Source organism: Faecalibacterium sp. An121 (genome assembly GCF_002160915.1).
Classification (GTDB): Bacteria; Bacillota; Clostridia; order Oscillospirales; family Ruminococcaceae; genus Faecalibacterium; species Faecalibacterium avium.
The window spans coordinates 54774-78613 of the sequence record NZ_NFLM01000012.1; the positions used below are offsets into that span (position 1 = coordinate 54774).

At 63.3% G+C, this 23840-nt stretch carries 22 protein-coding genes; 14 read left to right on the forward strand and 8 right to left on the reverse strand.

The window, feature by feature from the left end; translation table 11 throughout:
- Positions 1-445: 445 nt before the first annotated feature.
- From B5E66_RS12850 to dnaA, 8 genes are all read right to left on the reverse strand, one after another.
- Positions 446-697 (reverse strand): hypothetical protein, encoded by a 252-nt coding sequence (locus B5E66_RS12850; protein ID WP_143406948.1) that lies wholly within the window; start codon positions 695-697, stop codon positions 446-448.
- 189 nt (positions 698-886) lie between these two features.
- On the reverse strand, positions 887-3460 hold the full coding sequence (gene gyrA, locus B5E66_RS08120; protein ID WP_087231259.1) for a DNA gyrase subunit A: 2574 nt from the start codon (positions 3458-3460) through the stop codon (positions 887-889).
- 44 nt (positions 3461-3504) lie between these two features.
- A complete protein-coding gene (gene gyrB / locus B5E66_RS08125) occupies positions 3505-5493 on the reverse strand; it encodes a DNA topoisomerase (ATP-hydrolyzing) subunit B (RefSeq protein ID WP_087231262.1) in 1989 nt (662 codons plus the stop codon).
- Between the two features lie 78 nt (positions 5494-5571).
- The gene (gene remB, locus B5E66_RS08130) at positions 5572-5865 is read right to left on the reverse strand and encodes an extracellular matrix regulator RemB (RefSeq protein ID WP_087231266.1); all 294 of its coding nucleotides are present in this window, start codon (positions 5863-5865) and stop codon (positions 5572-5574) included.
- 16 nt (positions 5866-5881) lie between these two features.
- Positions 5882-6985, reverse strand: a complete 1104-nt coding sequence (gene recF, locus B5E66_RS08135) for a DNA replication/repair protein RecF (RefSeq protein WP_087231269.1) — start codon at positions 6983-6985, stop codon at positions 5882-5884.
- Positions 6986-6988: 3 nt separating this feature from the next.
- Positions 6989-7204 carry an RNA-binding S4 domain-containing protein gene (locus B5E66_RS08140; protein ID WP_087231272.1) on the reverse strand — a complete coding sequence of 72 codons (216 nt, stop codon included), beginning with the start codon at positions 7202-7204 and terminating at the stop codon, positions 6989-6991.
- A 13-nt stretch (positions 7205-7217) separates the two neighbouring features.
- A complete protein-coding gene (dnaN, locus tag B5E66_RS08145) occupies positions 7218-8324 on the reverse strand; it encodes a DNA polymerase III subunit beta (protein WP_087231275.1) in 1107 nt (368 codons plus the stop codon).
- Positions 8325-8735: 411 nt separating this feature from the next.
- A complete protein-coding gene (gene dnaA / locus B5E66_RS08150) occupies positions 8736-10058 on the reverse strand; it encodes a chromosomal replication initiator protein DnaA (protein ID WP_087231278.1) in 1323 nt (440 codons plus the stop codon).
- A gap of 413 nt (positions 10059-10471) precedes the next feature.
- On the opposite strand from dnaA, the gene rpmH reads away from it, so the two are divergent.
- The 14 genes from rpmH (at position 10472) to serS (ending at position 23610) form a co-directional block, all read left to right on the forward strand.
- Positions 10472-10606 (forward strand): 50S ribosomal protein L34, encoded by a 135-nt coding sequence (gene rpmH, locus B5E66_RS08155; RefSeq protein WP_087231281.1) that lies wholly within the window; start codon positions 10472-10474, stop codon positions 10604-10606.
- Positions 10607-10857: 251 nt separating this feature from the next.
- On the forward strand, positions 10858-11274 hold the full coding sequence (gene rnpA, locus B5E66_RS08160; protein ID WP_087231283.1) for a ribonuclease P protein component: 417 nt from the start codon (positions 10858-10860) through the stop codon (positions 11272-11274).
- Entirely contained in the window at positions 11271-11561 is a 291-nt protein-coding gene (gene yidD, locus B5E66_RS08165; protein ID WP_087231286.1) for a membrane protein insertion efficiency factor YidD, read from the forward strand. The genes rnpA and yidD overlap by 4 nt, the downstream gene beginning before the upstream one ends.
- Before the next feature lie 114 nt (positions 11562-11675).
- On the forward strand, positions 11676-12749 hold the full coding sequence (locus tag B5E66_RS08170) for a YidC/Oxa1 family membrane protein insertase (RefSeq protein ID WP_242956029.1): 1074 nt from the start codon (positions 11676-11678) through the stop codon (positions 12747-12749).
- A gap of 5 nt (positions 12750-12754) precedes the next feature.
- Complete coding sequence (gene jag, locus B5E66_RS08175; protein ID WP_087231293.1) at positions 12755-13927, forward strand: RNA-binding cell elongation regulator Jag/EloR; 1173 nt, start codon at positions 12755-12757, stop codon at positions 13925-13927.
- A gap of 30 nt (positions 13928-13957) precedes the next feature.
- Positions 13958-14290 (forward strand): antibiotic biosynthesis monooxygenase family protein, encoded by a 333-nt coding sequence (locus tag B5E66_RS08180; RefSeq protein WP_087231296.1) that lies wholly within the window; start codon positions 13958-13960, stop codon positions 14288-14290.
- A gap of 565 nt (positions 14291-14855) precedes the next feature.
- A complete protein-coding gene (gene mnmE / locus B5E66_RS08185) occupies positions 14856-16226 on the forward strand; it encodes a tRNA uridine-5-carboxymethylaminomethyl(34) synthesis GTPase MnmE (RefSeq protein ID WP_087231327.1) in 1371 nt (456 codons plus the stop codon).
- A 16-nt stretch (positions 16227-16242) separates the two neighbouring features.
- Positions 16243-18138, forward strand: coding sequence for a tRNA uridine-5-carboxymethylaminomethyl(34) synthesis enzyme MnmG (gene mnmG / locus B5E66_RS08190; protein WP_087231299.1), 1896 nt, complete (start codon positions 16243-16245; stop codon positions 18136-18138).
- Positions 18128-18835 carry a 16S rRNA (guanine(527)-N(7))-methyltransferase RsmG gene (gene rsmG / locus B5E66_RS08195; RefSeq protein ID WP_087231302.1) on the forward strand — a complete coding sequence of 236 codons (708 nt, stop codon included), beginning with the start codon at positions 18128-18130 and terminating at the stop codon, positions 18833-18835. Before mnmG ends, rsmG begins: the two co-directional genes overlap by 11 nt.
- 154 nt (positions 18836-18989) lie before the next feature.
- On the forward strand, positions 18990-19799 hold the full coding sequence (locus tag B5E66_RS08200; RefSeq protein ID WP_087231305.1) for a ParB/RepB/Spo0J family partition protein: 810 nt from the start codon (positions 18990-18992) through the stop codon (positions 19797-19799).
- A gap of 245 nt (positions 19800-20044) precedes the next feature.
- Complete coding sequence (locus B5E66_RS08205) at positions 20045-20356, forward strand: GNAT family N-acetyltransferase (RefSeq protein WP_087231308.1); 312 nt, start codon at positions 20045-20047, stop codon at positions 20354-20356.
- Between the two features lie 144 nt (positions 20357-20500).
- Entirely contained in the window at positions 20501-21322 is an 822-nt protein-coding gene (locus tag B5E66_RS08210) for a ParA family protein (protein WP_087231311.1), read from the forward strand.
- A 16-nt stretch (positions 21323-21338) separates the two neighbouring features.
- Complete coding sequence (locus B5E66_RS08215; RefSeq protein WP_087231314.1) at positions 21339-22259, forward strand: ParB/RepB/Spo0J family partition protein; 921 nt, start codon at positions 21339-21341, stop codon at positions 22257-22259.
- Between the two features lie 22 nt (positions 22260-22281).
- On the forward strand, positions 22282-23610 hold the full coding sequence (gene serS, locus B5E66_RS08220) for a serine--tRNA ligase (protein WP_087231317.1): 1329 nt from the start codon (positions 22282-22284) through the stop codon (positions 23608-23610).
- Positions 23611-23840 lie beyond the last annotated feature (230 nt).

Here is a 23840-nt window from a genome sequence, read left to right on the forward strand (position 1 = left end):
CCATGTACACAGCCCGGGCGGCGTCACCGCCCCAGCGCTGGGAACATGAGTCTCGCAATGGGTATAAGCAAGCCAGGCCCGGCGGGCCAGTATGTTGACTTGCTGCGCCGCGGTTTGCAGGCGGCGCTTGCTACTCCCTCATGGGTTTCTTTGGTTCTTGCAGCCACAGGATACCATATGAGCCGCCGGTTTGTCCATAGAAACCGCACACGCAAAACAATGCGGGGGCCGGCCGCATGGCCGACCCCCGCAGAGGGACCCTATCTTTCGTGACGCAAAAGTTCTTTTGTTTTGGTGCGATCAACAACAGAAGGAATATGGTTCTATTCCTCTTTGCCGCCACATCGGATGGGTGTTTTACCCGAGCGGGCAGGTGGTCTCTGGCACCTGTGCGCCCCTTATATCATCTCCCGGTATGGTGCCCCGGGGGTGTTATAAGTAATGTTTAGTGGTTATCTTTGGTAAAATCAAAATCTACCAGAATACCAATCACAAAACACTCGCCATTCTTTTTGACATCACCATCATACTTGCCATCAGCAGTGACAATTCGAATGGACATATTGCAGTTTTCTTCATCAGAAACATTCTGCACATATTGATCAACATAATTCGCAAGATTACCTGCAATCCATTCGTCACTGCGTTCGCGGCTAACAATGAACAGGCCAGCATATGTTACGTCAGTATCATTCAAACTTCCGCCAAAATCATCGTTTGTTTCAAACCGAGTGTAGTCACTAGTTTTTCTTTATTTTCTTTAGTTTGGAATCTCTAACTTTGAGGCAGGGAGGAATCGCCCGCCTTGCCGTCCGGCTGCCAGCCCGATGACACGACAAAAAGAGGGTATACACCTGCGCGGTGCATACCCTCTTTTGCTTTTCGTTTATTCCTCGTCCGGGGTGGTCTGGACGTCCTGTTCCGCCTGTTCGGCGGCTTCCAGGGCGGCCACTTCCTCGGCGGTGGGCTCGGTGTCGCCGGCCTCCTGCTCGGGCTTGGCCGTCTCGGCCTCGTCGTCATGGTCGGTGCGGGCCACCACCGTCACACAGTCGGTGTCGCCCAGGCGCATCACACGGACGCCGCTGCCATAGCGGCTCTGGACGGTGATATCCGCCGCGTGCATCCGGATGATGACCCCTTCCTGACTGCTGAGCAGCACATCGTCGGTGTCATCCACGATCTTGATGCCCGCCACCTTGTCCTTGGAGACGTCGTAGTTGCGCACGCCCTTGCCGCCGCGTCCGGTCAGACGGTAATCCTCGATCTGGCTGCGCCGGCCCTTGCCGTGCTCGGTGACGGTCAGGACAGTGGCGCCCTCCCGGCAGATGGACACACCCACTACCTGGTCGCCTTCCTCCAGACGGATGGCGCGGACGCCGTGGCCGCCGCGGCCCATCGGCCGTGCGTCGCTCTCGTAGAACCGGATGGCCTGGCCGTTGCGGGTGGCCACGATCAGGGTGTCGTTGCCGGTGGTCAGGCGGGTCCATGCGATGGAATCCCCCTCATTGAGGGCAATGGCGATCAGGCCGCTCTTGCGGATGTTGGCGTACTGGCTCAGCGGGGTCCGCTTGATCAGGCCCTGCCGGGTCACCATGGTCACATAGCCGCCCTCGGCTGTGTCCTTGGTGGACTGCCGCAGCATATTGGTCACCTTTTCGCCCTCGGCCAGCTGCAGCAGGTTGACGATGTGCGCCCCCTTGCTGGTGCGGCTGCCCTCGGGGATGGTGTAGCCCTTGAGCTGGAACAGCCTGCCCCGGTTGGTGACGAACAGCACATAGTCGTGGGTGGAGCCCACGAACATCTCCTGCACGATGTCCTCTTCCTTGCGGGTCAGGCCCAGGATGCCACGGCCGCCCCGGTGCTGGGCCTGGTAAATGGCCTTGGGCTGACGCTTGACATACCCTGCCTCGGTGAGGGTATAGACGCACTGCTCCTCGGCGATCAGATCTTCGATGTCCACCTCGCCGGTCACCGTCTCAATCTCGGTACGGCGGGGGTCGGCAAAGCGGCGCCGGATCTCCAGCAGCTCCTCCTTGACGATGGCAAGCACACGGCTGTCATCCGCCAGCACGGCCTGCCAGTCCTCGATTTTGGCCCGCAGGCCCGCCAGTTCCTCCTCGATCTTGAGGATCTCCAGCCCGGCCAGGCGGCCCAGCTGCAGCTTGACGATGGCGTCTGCCTGGGGATCGTCAAAGCCGAACCGCTCCATGATGGCCGCCTTGGCCTCGGCCATGCCGCCCTTGCAGGCCCGGATGGTGGCGATCAGTTCGTCCACGATGTCGGTGGCCTTTTTCAGGCCCTCCAGGATGTGGGCGCGCTCCTGGGCCTTTTTCAGGTCGAAGCTGGTGCGCCGGCGGATCACCTCGTCCTGGAACTCCACATACTTGGCGATCATCTGCTTGAGGGTGAGGACCTTGGGCACCTTGTGGTCGATGGCCAGCATATTCACGCCCACCGTGTCCTGCAGCTGGGTGTAGCGGTAGAGCTGGTTGAGCACCACCTGAGGGTTTGCGTCCCGGCGCAGGTCCACCACGATTCGCATTCCCTTGCGGTTGGTCTCGTCGTTCAGGTCGGTGATCCCCTCGATCCGCTTGTCTTTCACCAGGTCCGCGATGTTCTCGATCAGGCGGGCCTTGTTGACCATATAAGGGATCTCGGTGATGACGATCTGGAACCGCCCGTTCTTTTTCTCCTCAATGACGGCCCGGCCCCGCAGGGTGATCTTGCCCCGGCCGGTGGCGTAGGCCGCCCGGATGCCGCTGCGGCCCATGATGATGCCGGCGGTGGGGAAGTCGGGGCCCTTGATGTGTTCCATCAGGCCGGCCAGGTCGATGTCGGGGTCGTCGATGTAGGCGATGCACCCGTCGATGACCTCGCCCAGGTTGTGGGGCGGGATGTTGGTGGCCATGCCCACCGCAATGCCCTGGCTGCCGTTGACCAGCAGGTTGGGGAAGCGGCAGGGCAAAACCTGGGGCTCCTTTTTGGTGTCGTCGTAGTTGGGGTCCCAGTTGACTGTATCCTTGTCGATGTCGGTGAGCATCTCCACCGCCATCCGGCTCATGCGGGCCTCGGTGTAACGGTAGGCGGCAGGGGGATCGCCGTCCACCGAACCGAAGTTGCCCTGGCCGTCCACCAGGGGATAGCGCATCGAGAAATCCTGGGCCAGACGGACCATGGCGTCGTAGACCGACGCGTCGCCGTGGGGGTGGTAGGAACCCAGCACCGCGCCCACCGTGTCGGCCGACTTGCGGTAGGGATGGCTGGGGTCGTTGCCGCGCTCGTGCATGGTGTACAGGATGCGGCGGTGCACCGGCTTGAGGCCGTCCCGCACGTCGGGCAGGGCGCGGGATACGATGACCGACATGGAGTAATCCAGAAAGGCGGTCTCGATCTCCTTTTTCACGTCCCGGACGATCTTCTTGGTCCCGGTGCCGGGTATCATGACATAATCTTCTTCCATTCGTTCCTCCAGCTGAAAGCTCTTATTTGGACTGTACCCGGCTGTCAGACATCCAGCTTGGCGTACTGTGCATTGTTTTCGATGAAGCGGCGGCGGGGCTCCACCTGGTCGCCCATCAGGATGGTAAAGGCCTCGTCGGCCTTTTCGGCGTCTTCAATGGTGATCTGGACGATCACGCGGTTGTCGGGGTTCATGGTGGTCTCCCACAGCTGCTCGGGGTTCATCTCGCCCAGGCCCTTGTACCGGTTGACCTTGGCCCCCGGCATCTCCTGCAAAAGCAGGGCCATTTCCTTGTCGTTGTAGGCATATTTGACGGTGTTGCCCTTCTGTACCCGGAACAGGGGAGGCTGGGCCACATAGACATGTCCCTGCTCGATCAGGGGCCGCATATAGCGGAAAAAGAAGGTCAGCATCAGGGTGCAGATATGGGAGCCGTCCACGTCCGCATCGGCCATGATGAACACCTTGTCGTAGCGCAGTTTGCTGATGTCGAACTCTTCCCCGATGCCGCAGCCCAGGGCCAGCACCACCGGCATCAGCTTGTCGTTGCCGTAGATCTTGTCGGCCCGGGCCTTTTCCACGTTCAGCATCTTGCCCCACAGAGGCAGGATGGCCTGGATGGCCGAATCCCGGCCCATCTTGGCCGAGCCGCCGGCCGAGTCGCCCTCGACGATGAAGATCTCGGTCTTGGAGGGGTCGTTCTCCCGGCAGTCGGCCAGCTTGCCCGGCATCCGGCTGTTTTCCAGCACGCTCTTGCGGCGGACCAGTTCCCGGGCCTTTTTGGCGGCGGCCCGGGCACGGGCGGCCTGGGTGGCCTTCTCAAAGATGGCCTTGGCGACGGCGGGATTTTCCTCAAAATACTCGGTCAGCTTGGTATAGACCATGTTGGACACCAGGGTGCGGATCTCGGTGTTGCCGAGCTTGGCCTTGGTCTGGCCCTCAAATTCCGCCTCCTGCAGCTTGACCGAAATGACGCAGATCAGGCCCTCCCGGACATCCGAGCCGGACAGGTTCTCGTCCTTTTCCTTCAGCAGGCCGTGGCTGCGCCCGTAGTCGTTGAACACCCGGGTCAGGCTGGCCCGGAACCCTTCTTCATGGGTGCCGCCGTCGGGGGTGTTGACGTTGTTGGCAAAGCTGAGCACCAGCTCATTGTAACTGGTGTTGTACTGCATGGCCACCTCCGCCTCGGCCCGGTCGTTTTTGGCCGACAGGTAGATGACGTTGGGGTGCAGCACCTCGAAATTCCGCTTTTCGTTCAGGTAACTGACAAAGCTGCGGATGCCGCCCTCATAGCACATCACTTCCTGGCGGTAGCCCGGCTCGCCCTCCTGGCCGTCTTCCAGGATGGGGGTGTACAGCTCCCGCTCGTCGGTGAGGGTGATCTTGAGCCCTGCGTTGAGGAAGCTCTCCTCCCGCAGCCGCTTTTCCAGGGTGTCAAAGTCGAAAACGGTGGTCTCCCGGAACATCTCGGGGTCGGGCTTGAAGGTGACCCGGGTGCCGGTGGAGCCCTCGGGGGCGGGTCCTACCTGGCGCAGGGGGCCGTCGGGGTCCCCGCGGCGGAAGGTCTGCTCGTATTCCACCCCGTCCCGGCGCACCTGGACGGTGAGCCATTCCGAACAGGCGTTGACCACCGAGGCGCCCACGCCGTGGAGGCCGCCCGAGACCTTGTAGCCCGAGTTCTCGCCGCCGAACTTGCCGCCGGCGTGCAGGATGGTAAAGACCACCGTGACGGCGGGCAGGCCGGTGTCGGGCTGGATGCCCACCGGGATGCCGCGGCCATTGTCGGTGACCTCGATGATGTCTCCCTTTTTGATCTTGACCTCGATGTGGTCGCAGTGGCCGGCCAGCGCCTCGTCGATCGAGTTGTCCACGATCTCATAGACCAGGTGGTGCAGGCCCCGGGCGCCGGTGGAACCGATGTACATGCCCGGGCGCTTGCGCACGGCCTCCAGACCCTTGAGGACCTGGATCTCACTGCCGTCGTACTCGTGGTCGGTGGCGGTGTCGGCGCTGGTGATGATATCCTCTGCCATTGTATCTCTCCCTCTTTAATCCAAATTCTCTGTTCGCTCAAACGTTCTTATCCTATCGCATGGATGCGGTCATTGCAGTCAGGCCGGCCCGTCTTTCCCCGGCCCGGGCAGCGCCTCTTCGGGCAGCAGCTGCTCGGCGCGGCGGCGCAAAGCGGCGCTGGACAGCTCCGACAGATACACGGTATCCACCGGGCTGTCGGCCAGCACATAACTCTGGGGCAGCTCGTCGGACAGGCTGACCACCGCCCCGTTTTTCTGGGCATAATCCAAAAAGGCCCGGCCCCGGGGGGAGACGGTGGTGGTCTCCAGGCTGAAGATCCCGATGATGTCCCGGGTATTCAGCACATAATCCCTTCCCAGATGCAGGTACACAAAGGCCGCCTCCTTCCTACAGCGTAGTCAGGACGCCGCCCTCCATCCGGCAGATCACCCCGTCGGTGTGGAGCAGGGCAGCGTCGTCGCAGCTGGTGACAAAGGTCTGACGCTCCCGCATCCGGGTCAGCAGGTAGGCCCTGCGGCCCTCGTCCAGCTCGCTGAGGACATCGTCCAGCAGCAGCACCGGCCGCTCGCCGGTGATGCGGGCCGAGGCGTCCGCCTCCGCCATTTTCAGACTGAGCACCACACTGCGCTGCTGGCCCTGGCTGGCAAAGCTGCGGGCCGGCTGCCCGTCCAGGCGGAACGCCAGGTCCTCCCGGTGGGGGCCGCACAGGCTCTGGCCGGCGCGCAGTTCCTCGTCCCGGCGCGCCGCCAGCAGGCCGGCCAGCCCCCCGGGCTCAAACTGGGCCTCATAGCCGATGCCCAGCTGCTCGGCTCCCCGGGACAGCGCCCGGTAATTCTCGACGGCCATGGGGGCCAGCAGCCCCAGGTATTCCCGCCGCCTGGCCTGGATCTCCTCGCCGCAGGGGACCAGTTCCTCATTCAGCACCTCCAGCAGGTCCAGTTTTTCCCGCAGGGGGCGCTCCGGCCGGGCAGGGGAGCGGCGCAGCAGGCTGTTTTTCTGCTGCAGGATCCGCACATACCGCCGGTAGATGGCCAGATACCCGGGGTAGAGCTGGCACAGCGCGGCGTCCAGAAAGCGGCGGCGGCCGTCGGGCGGTCCCTTGACCAGGCTCAGGTGTCCGGGGTCGAACACCACCGCCGGAAAGCTGCCCGCCAGGCTGGAGGCCCGCTTGGGGGGCGTGCCGTTCCACACCGCATAGCGGCCGGTGCGGGCTTCTCCCGCCGCCCCCACCGTCAGGCGGACCTCGTTTTCCTTGCCGCTGCCCGCCAGGGTGCGGGCCTCAAGGGCGGCATAGGGGGCGCCGCGGCGGACCAGTTCGGCGTCCTTGCCCCCGCGGAAGCTCTTGCCCCCGGTCAGCAGCCAGACCGCTTCCAAAAGGTTCGTTTTGCCCTGGCCGTTGTTGCCGCAGATGACGGTCAGCTCCGGGCCGGGGACCAGTCGGGCCGACGCGATGTTGCGGTAATTTTCAAGGCTGAGTGCAAGCAGGCGCATCCGTCACTGCCCCTCGGCGATCCGCACGGCGCGCCCTTCCAGCTCCACCGTATCCCCGGGGACGCACTTTTTGCCCCGCATGGTGCACACCTGGCCGTTCAGCAGCACCTGCCCGGCCTGGATCCGCTCCTTGGCCTCCCCGCCGGTCTCGCACAGGCCCGCAAACTTGAGCAGGGCGTCCAGCTTGATATAGTCGGTATGAATGACCACTCGTTCCATCCCACACCCCTCCTCAATCGTTGCGGAACCGCACCGGCAGCACCAGGTAGAGGAAATCTTCCCCCTCGGCCGGCAGGATCTTGACCGGGCTCAGCGGGCCGCTGAGCTGGATGCGGACCTGTTCGGTCCGGGCGTTGCGCAAGGCGTCCAGCAGATAGCGGTTGTTGAAGCCGATCTCCACTTCCTCCCCCTCGCAGCCGGCGGCAAACTCGTCCACCACCCGGCCCAGGCTGGTCTGGCAGCGGACGATCACTTTACCCTCTGTAAAGGTGATGCGGAGGGGATTTTTTAAACGCTCTGTAATAATCAGGGAAGCCCGCTCGATGGTCTCGATAAACCCCTTGGTATCCAGGACTACCTGGGTACGGTATCCTTCGGGGATGACATTTTTGTAGTTGAGGAACTCGCCTTCGATCAGGCGGCTCATGATGGTATAACCAGCTGTAATAAACACCACATACCGCCGGTTGGCGCAGATGCGCACGTCGGCTTCATCGTCGTTGGCCAGCAGCCGGAGCACCTCGTTCATGGTCTTGCCGGGGACGATGATGCGGATCTCCTTGCTGGCCTCCACTTTCCGCTCCACGATGGCCAGCCGGAACCCGTCCAGGGCCACCACGGTCAGATGGTCGGGCTGGATCTCGAACAGCTCGCCGGTGTGGGCGGGGCGTTTTTCGTCCTGGCTGACCGCATAAAGGGTGCGCTCCACCATCTCGCGGAACACGCCGGTCTTGATGGTCATGGTCTCCTCGGCGCCGGTGTTGGGCAGCTGGGGGAAATCGCTGGCCGGCATGCTCTGGATCTCGAACTGGGCAACACCGCCCTGGATCGTTGTTTTTCCGTTGTCCGCAGAGGAAATGCTGATCTGTCCGGCCGGCATCCGGCGGACCATGTCGCTGAGCAGCTTTGCATTCAGCACGATGTCGCCGGGCTCCAGTACGTTGGCCTCGATGGTGGTGACGATCCCCAGTTCCATGTCGTAGCCGGTGAGGGTCAGGTTGAAACCTTCGGCTTTCAACAGGATGCCCTCCAGCACGGGGATGGTGGAACGGAGGGTAACGGCCCGGGATACGCCGTCGATGGCGGCGCCCAAAAGGGTCTTGTCGCAGATGATCTTCAAGATGTTTCTCCCTTTCATTGGCGGGGGCGCTGTCTGCGCCCCCTGTATTGGGTGTATGTCGTGGGGCAGGAAGGTTTGGGCTGCCCTCTTATTGAACTTGTTGCAGTAAAAGTAGTAGGGGCCGGGGAGAGTGTGGAAAACCCGGTATCTCCCTTTCCCGACAAGGGTTTTGCTTTTCCACCCGGATGTGAAGGGGATGTGGACAGTTTGTGGAAAGGGGGATGGCTTTTCCGCTTTCCACATCCGCCGTGGAAAAGAGAAGTTGAATGTTGAAAACTCGGTTTAAAAAGTGGAGAACTTTTCCCTCATTTTTTTGTGTTTGCTGCAAAAAGGAGGGGGAAAGGGCAGATTTTCCTCTTTTTTTCGCCCGGTTGTGGAATTTTGGCCCCGCCAAAGGGTCTGTACCCGGGGTCAGGACTTGACGTTTTTGATGATGTCGTCCACCGTTTCCCGCAGATGCTGGTCGTTTTTCATATCCCGCTCCATGGTCTTGAGGGAGTAGACGATGGTGGAGTGATCCCGGCCCGAGAATTCCCGGCCGATGTCCTCCATGCTCATGCCGGTGACTTCCCGCAGGATGTAGATGGCCACCCGCCGTGCGCTGGCGATGGAAGCGTTCCGCTTGGTGCCCCGGATGTCGGCGGCGGAGACGTTGAAGGTGCGGGATACCTCCCCGATGATCTTCTCGACCGTCACCGGGATGGGCTGGGTCTCGTTCATGATGTCCTTGATGGCGTTCTGCGCCACCGAAATGACTGGCTGGATCCCTTCCAGCATATAGTAGGCGTTCAGCTTTTTGACGGCGCCTTCCAGCTGGCGGATGTTGTTTTTGAGATGGTTGGCGATGAATTCGGCCACGTTTTCGGGCAGGTCCAGGTGGAGCAGCTCGGCCTTCCGCTTGACGATGGCCACCCGGGTCTCAAAATCGGGCGGCTGGATGTCGGCGGTCAGGCCCCACTCGAAGCGGGTGCGCAGACGCTCTTCCAGGCTCTTGATCTCCTTGGCCGGCCGGTCGGAGGCGATGACGATCTGCTTGTGGTCGTCGTGGAGGGAGTTGAAGGTGTGGAAGAACTCCTCCTGGGTGGACTCCTTGCCGGCGATGAACTGGATATCGTCCACCAGCAGCAGGTCGGCCACCCGGTACTTCATCCGGAAATCCTCGGTGCTACCGGCCCGGATGGCGGCGATCAGCTCGTTGGTGAACTGTTCGCAGGTGACGTACATGATGACGAAGTCGGGGTGGGTGCGCTTGATCTCGATCTGGATGGCGGTGAGCAGATGGGTCTTGCCCAGGCCCGACCCGCCGTAGATGAACAGGGGATTATAGGCCCCCGAGGGATTGGCCGCCACGGCCTGGGCGGCCGCAAAGGCGAACTGGTTGGAGGGGCCTTTGATGAAATTCTCGAAGGTGAATTCGTAATTGCCCTGGGGGCTGGCAGGGTTGAGGTCGTACTGCTGCGCCAGGACCACTTCGTGGGGCGGGGTGCTGGGCACCACCAGCTGGATGTCCACGTCGAAGCCAAGGACCGACTTGAACGCCTCTTTCAGCAGGCCCAGGTAGCGGTCGCTGACGATCTTGCAGATGAAGTCGTTGCGCACCGACAGGGTGATGTGACTGGAGTCCTCAAAGCTGACCGGCTCCAGCCCGTCGATGTAAAGATTATAAGTCGGCTCTGCCATCTGCCCCTTGCAGTAAAGCTGGGCGGCCTCTAATACGTCCTTGAAAGAATCCATAAAACATCCACTCCATTGAAGTTTTCAACATAGGTGCTGATACCCTGTCAGTATAACACAAAATGTGCAAAACGTCCAGAATCACGCCCCCTATTTATATAATGTAATCAGTATAGGCTGCAAACGGGCCCTTCATGCGCCCATTTGATGTTGTGGCAGAAGGGCTGCATACCCCCAAAATATTGTGGATGGAGCGGTTTTCCACCTGAAAAAGTGAAAATGTTGAAAAACTTTGCACAGAAAAAATTTGCAGGAAAGCGAAAAAATGCTTGACAGAAGGCAAATCCATGCGATATACTATTAAATCGCAAGCCTGTCCCCTTGGGCCCCGGTCCGCCGGGGCGGTTCACAGGGGCGCAAGACCGACACAAGGACCCCGTACCCCAAGGGGCAAGTTTTAGGAGGATAGAACCATGAAGAGAACGTTTCAGCCCAAGAAGCGCCAGCGCAAGCAGGTCCACGGCTTCCTGACCCGCATGAGCACCAAGAACGGCCGCAAGGTCATCAATGCCCGCCGTGCAAAGGGCCGCAAGAGCCTGACCGTCTGATGGCGCTGTGCCGCTGGCCGGGGCCGCGCTGGGCTGCGGTCCGGGCAGGATGTCCCGGCCAGACAATCAAAGAATGCGCACGAAAAGGCCGCTGATGGAAATTGGTGGCCTTATTTTTTCAGAAAAAACTGGAATTGTGTGAAAAAAATCGGGCGGCGGTCTTTCAAAGCCGCCCGTTTTTTGCTATACTGACAGGGCAGGGGCTTTGTCTGTGGTTCACGCAAGGTCCATGCAGGATAGGAGGCCCGCAGATGCGATACCGTCCGCTGCGGCACAACAGCGAGTTCGGGCGGGTCTATGCGCGGGGCAAGGCGTATGTAGACCATGCCCTTGTGCTGTATGTGCTGAAAACACGCGCCAAACAGACCCGCGTAGGTCTGACCGCCACCAAGAAGGTGGGCTGCGCCGTTCAGCGCAACCGCGCCCGCCGCGTCATGAAGGCGGCCATCGACGAACATCTCGACTATAACATCGGGGGATACAACCTGATCTTTGTGGCGCGGGCGGCCACCCCCCGGCTCAAGAGCTGGCAGGTGTCCCGCGCGGTGGCCCGGCTGTTCCGGGCGGCAGGATTGCCGGACAAGGCCCTGCGCCCCGACGCGCCGCCCCCCGCCAGCCGTCCGCCCCGCCGCCCGTCCGGCCCGGCGCCGGAGGACGCCGCGCCATGATGCGGCTGCGGCAGGCCTGCCGGGACGCGCTGTGCGTCCCCATACGGCTGTACAAGCGGTACATCAGCCTGGCCCTCGGGCACAACTGCCGCTTTACCCCCACCTGCAGCGAATACGCCATCCAGGCCATACAGGTCCACGGCTGCCTCAAAGGGCTGCTGCTGGCGGCCTGGCGCATTTTGCGCTGCAATCCTTTTGGGCGCTGGGGCTACGACCCGGTGCCCGAACCGGGGCGCTGGAGAAATCCCGGCCGGGTGCTGCACCCGCCCCGCGCCCCCCGGCCATAGGGTGGAACCCTGACCGGCAAATAAGCTTCTTGTGACGGCCCGGCAGCTGTGAGCGGGCTGTCCCACGCATAAAAACCGTTCCGCGCTCACAGGCGGGACAGAATGGAAGCGCTTATGAATTTTCTCTACATTCTCGCCTGGCCGCTGGGCTATGTCATGGAGCTGATCTACAACATCATCCCCAATTACGGCTGGGACCTCATCCTGTTCACGCTGCTGATCCGGCTGCTGAGCATCCCGCTGTCTCTCAAACAGCAAAAGAACATGGTCCGGATGACCGCATTCCAGCCCATGATCGAGGAGATCCAGAAAAAGTACAAGGACAAGCCCGACAAGCAGCAGGAGGAAATGGTCCGCCTGCAGCAGGACTACGGCTACAACCCCACCTCGGGCTGCCTGCCCATGCTGCTGAACTTCTTTGTGATGTTCGGCGTCATCGGCGTGGTCTACGAGCCCCTCAACCGCATCTTCCACATCGGCAATGACCTGCTGGCCGCTGCGGGGGAGGCCCTCACCACCCTGGGCATCCAGTTCACCAACATCACCCGGGACAACCTCATCATCGAGCAGGTGCTGGCAGGGGAGCCCTCCATCACCGGCATCTTCTCGGCCGGCCAGCTGGAGACCATCACCGAGTTCAGTAAGCACATGAGCTTCTTCGGCATCGACCTGACGAGGGTGCCCCAGTATAACCTGGACCCCGAGAACCTGCCGCTGCTGATCTTCCCGGTGCTGGCCATCATCACCAGCTTCCTCTCCACCTGGTACAGCATGAACAGCAGCGGTCAGAAGCTGCAGGGCAGCATGAAGGTCACCATGTACCTGATGCCCCTGATGTATATCTTCTTCTGCTTCACCGTGCCCACCGCTTTCTCCCTGTACTACGTCATTTCCAATGTGGTCATGGTGATCCAGAGCGCTGTGATGAAGAAGATCTATGACCCCGAGAAGGTCAAGGCCGAAGTGGCCGCCGAGATCGAGGCCAAGCGCAAGGCCCAGCGCCGCGGCGTCAAGAACACCACCATCAAGGTGGTGGACGAGGCGACCGGCCAGACCGTCGAAAAGAATATCTCGGCCAGCGAAATGAACAAGCGCCGGCTGGAATATGCCCGTATGCTGGACGCAGAAAAGTATAAGGACGAGAGGACTGTGCCTCTGTCCGAGCTGAACAAAACGAAGGAGGAGTGAGTCGGATGGTCCGTACCAAGGAAGCCACTGGCAAGACGGTGGAGGAAGCCCGCGCGGCGGCCTGCGCCCTGCTGGGGGTGAGTGAAGACGACCTGAATGTGAGCTATGAAGTGCTCGAGATGCCCCAGAGCACCGGGTTCCTGGGATTGAAGAAGATCCCTGCCCGGGTGCGGGTCACCGTAGAGGAGGAGGACCCGGCTCCCGTCCAGGAGAAGCCGGCGGTCAAGGCCGTCAAGGCGGAAAAGGCTGAGAAAGCCGAAAAGGCGGAAGCCGCGCAGATGGCTGAAAAGGCAGAGAAGGCCCAGCCCGCCCCTGCAAAACCGGAGCCCAAGCCCGCCAAAAAGCAGGCCCCCAAAGAGGAGCCCCGGGCCGAACAGCCCAAGGCCCAGGTCGCTGCCGTAGCCGCTGCGGAAGAAGTGGCGGTGCCCATCGAGATCGATGCGGACCCCAAGGTCAAGGCTGCGGTGGACTACCTCAAGCAGATCGTGGCCCTGATGGGGGTGGAGAACGTCACCTTCAGCGCCGTGCAGAAGGGGGAAGCCACCATCATCCGTCTGGACGGCGAGAAGATGGGCGCTCTGATCGGGCGCCGCGGCGAGACGATGGAGAGCCTTTCCTATCTGGCCAGCCTGGTGGCCAACCGGATGGACGGCGATTACATCAAGCTGGGCCTGGATGTGGCCGGCTACCGCGGCAAGCGTGAGAACGACCTGACCACCCTGGCCCAGAAGATCGGCCAGAAGGTGCGCCGCAGCGGCCGCTGCTTTGCCATGGAACCCATGAACCCCTACGAGCGCCGGATCATCCACTCGGCCATCAGCCAGATGGAGGGCGTGCGCAGCGAGAGCAAGGGGGAGGGGAAGGACCGCCATGTGATCATCTACTCCACCGCCCCCAACGCCCAGAATGAGACCTACGAGCGCCGCGGCCGCGGCCGCGGCGACCGCCGTCCCGGCGCAGACCGCAGCAATCGCGGCCCCCGCAGTGAGCGCGGCGAGCGCGGAAACCGCGGCAGCCGGCCCCGTCCGAACAACAACAGCCGGCCGCCCCGCAGCTCCAATGTGCCCGACCGCAGCTATACCGCCATCGATGCCGCCGAGGCCGCCCCTGTGGCGCCCAAGCGCACCCAGCGGGTGGACGATTTCGCCGACCTGGATTTTGGCAAGATCGAACTGTAAGCCGGTGCAAATCGGACAGGAGGAACAGGCATGGCGATCACGGTGAACATCTACTACACAGGCTGCGGCGGCAGCGCCCGCCGCTTTGCACAGGAGATGACCGAAAGCGGCACGGTAGAGCAGATCCGCGCCGAGGAGGGCAACCTGCGTTATGACTATTTCTTCCCCATGGAGGACCCCGAGACGGTGCTGCTGATCGACAGCTGGATCGACCAGCAGGCCATCGACCGCCACCACGCTTCCCCCATGATGGAGCGGATCGCCGCCCTGCGGGACAAATACGACCTGCACATGAAGGTGGAGCGCTATGTCTCGGACGAGGCAGGCATTCCCCGGCAGGATGCAGGCTTTATCCGGCAGTAAAATCATACCACGCACAAGGGCCCGTCCGGCAGCCTGCCGGGCGGGCCTCAGCGTGTCGAAAACGACACGCTCCAGGGGGAACCCATTTCTGCGCGCAGCCGCGCGACAGAAATTCCTTCCCCCTGGTATCCCCCTGGGGACAAAATTGAACGCTGAACCGCGCACTCAGCCTTACGGCCTCGCACACTCTCAGCGCTCAATTTCCCTGTATGTGTCCTGTCTATCCGCACATGTCGGCTGGACAGGACTTTTTTGACAATTTAGATCAGCTTTCCACATTTCCCGCTTTGGATGTGGAAAACCGGCCGGCGCGGCGGCGGAGCGAGAATTGATGAGATACTATAAGTATATTGATGTATAAATATTACGATACGGCGCACCGCATACGCTTGAAAAAGAAAACCGTTTGGTTTTCCACAGGAAATTTGGGAAATGTGGAAAGTTTGCCCGCTCCAAGCGGCAGGACAGCAAAAAAGCGCAAGGGAATGCAGAAGGCGTCGTATTTTCTTTTTGGCTCAAACGTGGTACAATACCAGCAGCATACAGAGAGGGGGATGCAGGGATGATCCAGAACAGCACCATTGCGGCCATTGCAACCCCCCCTGGCCAGGGGGGCATTGCGGTGATCCGCCTGTCGGGGCCGGAGAGCTATCGGGTGGCGGAACAGGTGTTCCGTCCCATGGACAGCCGCCGGAAGGTGGCCGGGGCCAAAGGCTATACCGCCATGTACGGGCACTTTGTGGAAGGAGGGGAACCCTTTGACGACGGGGTGGCCCTGTTCTACCGCGGACCTCACAGCTATACCGGGGAGGATGTGGTAGAACTGTCCTGCCATGGGGGCAGCGCGGTGGCGCGCCGCCTGCTGGAAGCCTGCCTCAAGGCGGGGGCTGCCCCTGCCGGCCCGGGGGAGTATACCCGCCGCGCACTGCTGAACGGCAAGATGAGCCTGACCCAGGCCGAAGCGGTGATGGATCTGATCGCGGCGGGGGGAAGGCAGGGCGCTGCCCTGGCCAACGCCGCCAAAGAGGGGGCCCTGGCCCAAAAGATCGCGGCCCAGCAGGAGGTCCTGACCGCCCTGCAGGCCCACCTGACCGCCTGGGTGGACTTCCCGGAGGAGGATGTGCCCGCCTTGGAAAACGGCGCCCTGACATCCTCCCTGGAGGAGGTGAAGGCGGGGCTGGACGGCCTGATCCAGGGCTATGACGCCGCCGCCGTCCTGCGGGAAGGGATCGACTGCGCCATCGTGGGCAAGCCCAACGCGGGCAAGTCCACCCTGCTGAACCTGCTGGCCGGCTTCGACCGGGCCATCGTCACCCCCATCGCGGGCACCACCCGGGATGTGGTGGAGCAGGCGGTGCAGCTGGGGGAAGTGCGGCTGAACCTGTTCGACACCGCCGGCTTGCGCCAGACCGACGATCCGGTGGAGGCCGAGGGGGTCCGCCGCAGCTGGGCCAAGCTGGCCGAAGCGGGGCTGGTGCTGGCCGTCTTTGACGGTTCCCAGCCCGTCACCCGGGAGGATCTGGAACTGGCCCGCCGCTGTGCCGAATGCAGGGCCATCGCTCTGGTCAACAAAGAGGACCTGTCCACCCGGTTCGACGCCGAGATCATCGCGCCCTATTTTGCCATGGTGGTCCCGGTCTGCTGCAAAGAGGAGGGGGCCCGGCAGGTGATCGCCGCCGCGGTCGCCCGCCTGCTGGGCACCGCCCGCATCGACCCCCACGCCGCCAGCCTGTCCGGGCAGCGGCAGCTGTCCGCAGCCCTGCGGGCCCGGGACGGGGTGGAAGGCGCGCTGGAAGCGGTGCGCGGCGGCTTTGGGCTGGACGCCGTGTCGGTGTGTGTGGATGACGCGCTGGACGCCCTCTATGACCTCACCGGGGAGAACGCCTCGGAGGCGGTCATCGACCAGGTGTTCGAGCGGTTCTGTGTGGGCAAGTGATGAGAAAGGATATGGGATGAACCATCTTGGAGACTATGACGTGATCGTGGTGGGGGCGGGCCATGCGGGGATCGAGGCCGCCCACGCGGCCGCTCGGCTGGGAGCCCGCACCGCGGTCTTTACCATGAGCCTGGACGCCGTGGGCAATATGCCCTGCAACCCCAGCATCGGAGGGACGGCCAAGGGCACCCTGGTGCGGGAAGTGGACGCTTTGGGCGGGCTGATGGGCCTGGCCGCCGACGCCACCGCCCTCCAGAGCCGGATGCTCAACCGGGGCAAGGGCCCCGCCGTCCACGCCCTGCGGGTACAGACCGACCGCCGCCGCTACAATATCTGGATGAAGCACGCCCTGGAACGGACCCCCGGCCTGGCCATCCATCAGGCCGAGGTGGTGACCATCCGGACCGAGGGGGGCCGGGTGAGGGGAGTGGTCACCCAGCTGAACGGGGAGTACACCGCCCGCTGCGTGGTGATCGCCACCGGCACCAACCTGGGGGGAAAGATCTTTGTGGGGGATGCCTGGTACGCTTCGGGTCCCGATGGGATGCACGCCTCCAACGCCCTCACCGACAGCCTGCGGCAGCTGGGCCTGCCCCTGCGCCGGTTCAAGACCGGCACCCCCGCCCGGGTGCACCGGCGGAGCATCGACTTTGCAAAACTGGAGCGCCAGCCCGGCGACCCCGAGCAGACCCTGCAGCCCTTCAGCTTTATGACCGAACAGCCGGTGCGCAATCTGGTGGATTGCTACATCGCCTACACCAACCCCACCACCCACCGGATCATTCTCGACAACATCCACCGCAGCCCCCTCTATGGGGGGATGATCGAGGGGGTGGGGCCCCGCTACTGTCCCTCCATCGAGGATAAGGTGGTGCGGTTTGCGGGCAAGGACCGGCACCCCATCTTTGTGGAACCTTGTGGCCTGGACACCGAGGAGATGTATTTGCAGGGTGCGTCCAGCAGCCTGCCGGAGGACGTGCAGAACGACTTCTACCACAGCATCGAGGGCTTCGAGCATCTGGAGATCATCCGTCCCGCCTACGCCATCGAATACGACTGCGTGGACCCCACCAGCCTGGCCCCCACGCTGGAGAGCCGGCAGGTGGCGGGTCTGTACGGGGCGGGCCAGTTCAACGGGACATCGGGCTATGAGGAGGCCGCAGCCCAGGGCATCCTGGCGGGGATCAACGCGGCCCGGCAGGCCCTGGGCAAAGAACAGCTGGTGCTGCCCCGACAGACCAGCTATCTGGGCACCCTGGTGGACGACCTGGTGACCAAGGGGGTGATGGACCCCTACCGGATGATGACCAGCCGCAGCGAATACCGGCTGACCCTCCGGCAGGACAACGCCGACAGCCGCCTGACCCCCATCGGGCGGGAAGTGGGGCTGGTGTCGGACGCCCGCTGGGAGAAGTTCCAGCAGACCCGGCAGGTGCTGGAGGCCGAGCGGGCCCGGCTGCATGCCGCCCACGTCAAGACCCAGCCGCTGCAGCAGGCCATGGAACAGGCAGGCGTGGCGCCCGCGGCCCAGGGAGGGCTGGCGGACGAGCTGCTGCGCCGCCCGGAGATCAGTTACCCGCTGCTGGCCGGGGTGATCGGCTGGGGACAGGGGGTGACCCCCATGCTGGCCGAACGGCTGGAGACCGAGATCAAGTACGCGGGGTACATCGCCCGGCAGGACCGGATGATCCGGGACATGGCGCGGCGGGAAAAGACCTTGATCCCCGAGGATTTTTCGTACCAGGAACTGACCGGCCTGACCCTGGAGGCCAGGGAGAAGCTGGCCCGCATCCGTCCCCGCAGCCTGGGGCAGGCGGGACGTATCCCGGGGGTATCCCCATCCGACCTGGCCCAGCTGAGCATCGCTCTGGCTGCGGCCCAGAAGAACAAGGAGGCAGACCATGATCGATAAAGACCGCCTGGCCCAAAAGTGTTCCACGTGGAACATCCAGCTCACCGGCGCCCAGCTGGATCAGCTGGACCGCTACGCCCGGCTTTTGGTGGACTACAACCAAAAAGTCAACCTGACCGCCATCACCGACCCCGAGGGGATCGAGGACAAGCACTTTCTGGACAGCCTTCTGTTTGCCAGCCAGCCCGAGGTGACAGGCCGGATGGTGGACGTGGGGGCAGGGGCCGGGTTCCCGGGGATCGTGGCCAAGATCTACCGTCCCGATCTGGCCCTCACCTTGATGGAGCCGACCGGCAAGCGGGTGGACTTCCTCCGGCTTGTCTGCGAGACGCTGGGCCTGGAAGGGGTGGAGTTCGCCAAGGAGCGGGCCGAGGAGGCCGCCCGGAAGGTCTGGCGGGAGCAGTTCGACCTGGCTTCGGCCCGGGCGGTGGCGGCCCTGCCGGTGCTGGCGGAATACTGCCTGCCTCTGGTCAAAGTGGGGGGCTGCTTTGTGGCCATGAAGGGGGCCTCTGCCGCCCAGGAGCTGGCCGCCGCCCAGGGGGCCATCCGCAAGCTGGGCGGGGAGTACCGGGAGACGAGGGACTTCCACCTGCCGGGCGGAGACGCCCGCAGCCTGGTGGTGGTCCGAAAAATTTCGCATACTCCGACGGCATACCCCAGAAACGGCGGCAAAATTGCGAAAGCGCCCCTGAAATAAGGCGCAAAGGCGCGCTGCGGCCCGAAGGCTGACGAACGATTTTTCTGGAAAGAACGGCACTTCTGTGATACCCTAACAGTGGGAAGGGCTCCGCAGAAGTGCTTTTTTCTGCCAGTGAGGCGGACGGAGCCTCCCTGAAAGGGGGAGACAGGCTGTGTTTGAGCGCAAGAAACCGTTGGGCAAGGTGGTGGCACTGCCGCTGGAGCAGATCGAGCCGTCGCCGTACCAGGCCCGGCGGACCTTTGACGAGGAGGAGCTGGCGGGCCTTGCGGCCAGCATCCGGGAAAACGGCCTGCTGCAGCCGGTCACCGTCCGGCGGGCAGGGGAGGGCCGCTATGAGCTGATCGCCGGGGAACGCCGGCTGCGGGCCTGCAAGCTGGCGGGGATGGACAAGGTGCCCGCCATCATCCGGGACGCTGCCGACGGGGAGACGGCCGCTTTGGGGCTTCTGGAAAACATCCAGCGTGCCGACCTGAACCCCTTCGAGCAGGCCCGGGGCCTGCAGGACATTCTGGCCCTGTGGGGCTGCACCCAGGCGGAAGCGGCCAAGCGGCTGGGGATGGCCCAGCCTACCCTGGCCAACAAGCTGCGCCTGCTGCAGCTGACGGCGGATCAGCAGCAGTTCATCCTGGACAACCGCCTCACCGAGCGCCATGCCCGGGCGGTGCTGCGCCTGCCCGCAAACCGGCGCAGCAAAGCGCTGATCCACATCAGCAGCCACCGGCTCAATGCCCGGGCCACCGACCGTTACATAGAACAGCTGCTGCAAGGCGCCCCGGAACCCGCGGTCAAGGCGCGGCGGCTGCCCATGGTCCGGGACGTGCGGATCTTTGTCAACACCATCGACCACGCCATCCGGCTGATGACCGACAACGGGGTGCCCGCCACCGCCCACCGGGAGGACGGGGACGGCTATATCCAGTACACCGTCCGGATCCCCACCGGCACAGGCGGGGGAAAGTGAGAACGGCTTTGCGGGGCCCGGCAGGACGGGACGGGACAAAGCACCGAACAACAGGGGGGCTCGTCCGCGCGGCTGCGGGCAGAACGGGCCCTCTGCAAGCGCGCCGCTTTCCGGCGCGCCGGGAGGTCCAGACGGGCCTCTTTTTTGTTTTGAGGGGTGTTCCACGTGGAACATCTTGCGCGGGGGCCCCGGGTCTGGTATCATGGAAGCATCCGAACACACACCCACAGAAAAGGAGGAACAGGATGACTTTCACGACCGAGAACGACCGCATTTTCTGCCGGCAGGAGGGCAGGGTGGTGGCCGAGGTGACCTTCCCCCAGATCCGGCCCGGAGCAGTGGTCATCGACCACACCTGGGTGGACCCCAGCCTGCGGGGCCAGGGCGCTGCGGGCCAGCTGATGCAGGCAGTGGTGGACACCCTGCGGGCTGACGGCCGCAAGGCGCGGGCCACCTGCTCCTATGCGCGGGAGTGGCTGTCGAGGCACCCCGAGGCCGCCGATATCCTGGACGAGGGCTGGCAGGATGACCCTGCGGCCTGCCGCCTGCGCCGGTAAAACCGGCGTGCCGGGCTGTTTTACGCTGATTTTACCGCTTTTGGCCCCGGATGGGTTTGACGAGGCCCCGGGAATGGATTATAATAGAGTGCGTAATACAACAGGGATGTTCCACGTGGAACACCCCTTGAGAGGGAGGATACCGTGGGCAAGATCGTAGCAGTGGCAAACCAGAAGGGCGGCGTGGGCAAGACCACCACCGCCGTCAATCTATCCGCCTGTGTGGCGGCTCTGGGCAAGAAGGTCCTGATCGTGGACCTGGACCCTCAGGGCAACTCCACCACCGGTTACGGCATATCCAAGCGCAGCGTCGAGATGGGCACCTATGAGGTGCTGATCGGGGAGGCGGAAGCCCGCAGTGCCATCCGCAAGACCGATTACCGGGCCGATGTGCTGCCCTCCAACACCCGGCTGGCCGGCGCCGCCCTGGAGCTGATCGATCTGCCCAGCCGGGAGAGCCGCCTGCGCAAGGGCCTGGCCTCGGTCCAGCAGGACTATGATTACATCTTCATCGACTGCCCGCCCAGCCTCGACCTGCTCACCCTCAACGGCCTGTGCGCCTGCGACAGCGTGCTGATCCCCATCCAGTGCGAATACTACGCCCTGGAGGGCCTGAGCGAGCTGATCAGCACCCTCAAGACGGTGCGCCGCAAGTACAATTCCTACCTCGACATCGAGGGGGTGGTGTTCACCATGTACGCGGGCCGCTACAATCTGACCTTGCAGGTGGTGGAGCAGGTGCAGAAATACTTTGGGGACAAGGTGTACCAGACCACCATTCCCCGCACCATCCGGATCTCGGAGGCGCCCAGCTACGGCCAGCCCATCAACTACTACGAGCCCAAGGGCAAGGGCAGCGAGGCCTATATGGATCTGGCCATCGAATTCGTCAAGCGCAACCGTCCCCGGGACCCCCAGCCCCGCCGCCGGCACGCGGTGAAAAAGAACAAGCCGGAAACGGTGTGAGAGGGGAGTGTGACAGATGGCAAGAAGCAGAGGCGGTTTGGGCCGTGGGCTGGAAAGCCTGTTTGAGGACGCGGCCCCCAGTCTGGAATCGGACAGCGGGGTGCGCACCCTTCCGCTGCGGGAGATCGAGCCGGACCCCGCCCAGCCCCGCAAGACTTTCAGCCAGGAGAGTCTGGCCGAGCTGGCCGCCAGCATCGGGGAACATGGGCTGCTGCAGCCCATCGCGGTGCGTCCCCAGCCCAGCGGGGGCTACCGGATCGTGGCAGGGGAGCGCCGCTGGCGTGCCTGCCGGATCGCAGGGCTGACCGAGGTGCCGGTGATCGTCCGGGATGTGACCGACCAGGAGGCCATGGAACTGGCCCTGGTGGAGAACCTGCAGCGGGAGGACCTGGACCCGGTGGAAGAAGCCTGCGGCATCCGGGAACTGATGGACCGCTGCGGCCTGACCCAGGAACAGGCGGCCCGCCGCCTGGGCAAAAGCCGCAGCGCCCTGGCCAACAGCCTGCGGCTGCTGGGGCTGCCGCCCCAGGCCCTGGCCCTGCTCAAGGCGGGCAAGCTGACGGCGGGCCATGCCAAGGCGATCCTGGGCCTGCCCACCGTCCAGCTGCAGGAGCAGGCCGCCCAGCTGATCGCGGACAATGGCCTGAACGTCCGCCAGGCCGAGGCCCTGTGCCGCAAGCTGGCCCGGGATGCAAAGCAGGCGGACGCACCCGCGCCGCCGCCCCGGCCCGCCCTGCCTGTGGAGGTGGAGGAGAGCCTGCGCCAGGCGCTGGGCAATGAAGTGTCTGTGGCCTACAAGGATGGCAAGGGCAGCCTGACCGTCCGGTTCTATTCGGATGACCAGCTGCGGGCCTTTGCCAACCTGCTGGGGCATTACGACAGAGAGGGGACGGGCCCCGGCCTTGCGCCGGAAAGCCAGGTTCCGTGGGAAAACTGAGAAGACATAAGGAGAGATCATCATGCTCGACATCAAATTTGTCCGGGAGAACCCGGACGCCGTCAAGGAGAACATCCACAAGAAGTTCCAGGACGCCAAGATCCCCCTGGTGGATGAGGTCATCGATCTGGACGCCCAGTACCGCAGATGCCTCCAGGAGGCCGAAAACCTGAAAGCCCAGCGCAACAAGCTGAGCAAGGCCAACGGACCTCTGTTCGGCCAGCTGAAGAAGTGCACCGACGAGGCCAAAAAGGCAGAGCTGCAGGCCCAGATCGACGCCAACAACGCCGCTGTCAAGGCGGACGCAGAGCAGCTGGCTGCGCTGGAGGCGGACAAGGACAAGATGGCCGCCCGCATCCAGGAGATCATGTACACCATCCCCCAGATGATCGATCCCAGCGTGCCCATCGGCCCCGACGACAGCTGCAATGTGGAAGCCCAGCGCTTTGGGGAGCCCGTGGTTCCCGATTTCCCCATCCCGTACCACACCGAGATCATGGAGAGCTTTGACGGCATCGACATGGACGCCGCAGGCCGGGTGGCCGGCAACGGCTTTTACTATCTGATGGGCAACATTGCCCGCCTGCACGAGGCGGTGCTGGCCTATGCCCGCGACTTTATGATCAGCAAGGGCTTCACCTATGTGATCCCGCCCTTCATGATGCACGGCAACGTGGTGCAGGGCGTCATGTCCTTCCCCGAGATGGATGCCATGATGTACAAGATCGAAGGGGAGGACCTGTACCTGATCGGCACCTCCGAGCACACCATGATCGGCCGCTTCATTGACCAGACCATCGACGAGGCCAAGCTGCCCCTGACCCTGACTTCTTACAGCCCCTGTTTCCGCAAGGAGAAGGGCGCCCACGGCATCGAGGAGCGGGGCATCTACCGCATCCACCAGTTCGAAAAGCAGGAGATGATCGTGGTCTGCCGCCCTGAGGAGAGCAACGACTGGTACGAGAAGCTGTGGCATTACTCGGTGGAGCTGTTCCGCAACTTTGAGATCCCCGTCCGTCAGCTGGTGTGCTGCTCGGGCGACCTGGCCGACCTGAAGGTCAAGAGCTGTGACATCGAGGCCTGGAGCCCCCGCCAGCAGAAATACTTTGAGGTGTGCAGCTGCTCCAACCTGGGCGACGCCCAGGCCCGCCGCCTGCACATCCGGGTCAAGGGCGCCGACGGCAAGAACTACCTGGCCCACACCCTGAACAACACCTGCGTGGCGCCTCCCCGTATGCTGATCGCGTTCCTGGAGAACCATCTGCAGGCCGACGGCAGCGTCACCATCCCCAAGTGCCTGCAGCCCTATATGGGCGGGCTGGAAGTGATGGTGCCCACCAATAAAAAGTAAGCCGGCATCCCGCCGGATCCAGCAGACCGCCCCGGCTATGCCGGGGCGGTTCAGCGTGTCGCAAAAGCGACACGCTTTAGGGGGAACCCATTTCTGCCCGCATACGCGGGTCAGAAATTCCTTCCCCCTGGTGGTTGCGGTTCCCTGCTTTTGCTGCGCCCGTCGCAGCGGGCTTGCAAAAGGCAGACCGCTGCCCCTGCTCCGCTTCGGCTGTTTCGTCCGCAGGACGC

What these genes read in the sequence shown, in the direction of transcription:
- gyrA (WP_087231259.1), bottom strand. Translation starts at nt 3,460, where the DNA reads ATGGAAGAAGATTATGTCATGATACCCGGCACCGGGACCAAGAAGATC.
- gyrB (WP_087231262.1), bottom strand. Translation starts at nt 5,493, where the DNA reads ATGGCAGAGGATATCATCACCAGCGCCGACACCGCCACCGACCACGAG.
- recF (WP_087231269.1), bottom strand. Translation starts at nt 6,985, where the DNA reads ATGCGCCTGCTTGCACTCAGCCTTGAAAATTACCGCAACATCGCGTCG.
- B5E66_RS08140 (WP_087231272.1), bottom strand. Translation starts at nt 7,204, where the DNA reads ATGGAACGAGTGGTCATTCATACCGACTATATCAAGCTGGACGCCCTG.
- dnaA (WP_087231278.1), bottom strand. Translation starts at nt 10,058, where the DNA reads ATGGATTCTTTCAAGGACGTATTAGAGGCCGCCCAGCTTTACTGCAAG.
- rpmH (WP_087231281.1), top strand. Translation starts at nt 10,472, where the DNA reads ATGAAGAGAACGTTTCAGCCCAAGAAGCGCCAGCGCAAGCAGGTCCAC.
- rnpA (WP_087231283.1), top strand. Translation starts at nt 10,858, where the DNA reads ATGCGATACCGTCCGCTGCGGCACAACAGCGAGTTCGGGCGGGTCTAT.
- yidD (WP_087231286.1), top strand. Translation starts at nt 11,271, where the DNA reads ATGATGCGGCTGCGGCAGGCCTGCCGGGACGCGCTGTGCGTCCCCATA.
- B5E66_RS08170 (WP_242956029.1), top strand. Translation starts at nt 11,676, where the DNA reads ATGAATTTTCTCTACATTCTCGCCTGGCCGCTGGGCTATGTCATGGAG.
- jag (WP_087231293.1), top strand. Translation starts at nt 12,755, where the DNA reads ATGGTCCGTACCAAGGAAGCCACTGGCAAGACGGTGGAGGAAGCCCGC.
- B5E66_RS08180 (WP_087231296.1), top strand. Translation starts at nt 13,958, where the DNA reads ATGGCGATCACGGTGAACATCTACTACACAGGCTGCGGCGGCAGCGCC.
- mnmG (WP_087231299.1), top strand. Translation starts at nt 16,243, where the DNA reads ATGAACCATCTTGGAGACTATGACGTGATCGTGGTGGGGGCGGGCCAT.
- rsmG (WP_087231302.1), top strand. Translation starts at nt 18,128, where the DNA reads ATGATCGATAAAGACCGCCTGGCCCAAAAGTGTTCCACGTGGAACATC.
- B5E66_RS08205 (WP_087231308.1), top strand. Translation starts at nt 20,045, where the DNA reads ATGACTTTCACGACCGAGAACGACCGCATTTTCTGCCGGCAGGAGGGC.
- B5E66_RS08215 (WP_087231314.1), top strand. Translation starts at nt 21,339, where the DNA reads ATGGCAAGAAGCAGAGGCGGTTTGGGCCGTGGGCTGGAAAGCCTGTTT.
- serS (WP_087231317.1), top strand. Translation starts at nt 22,282, where the DNA reads ATGCTCGACATCAAATTTGTCCGGGAGAACCCGGACGCCGTCAAGGAG.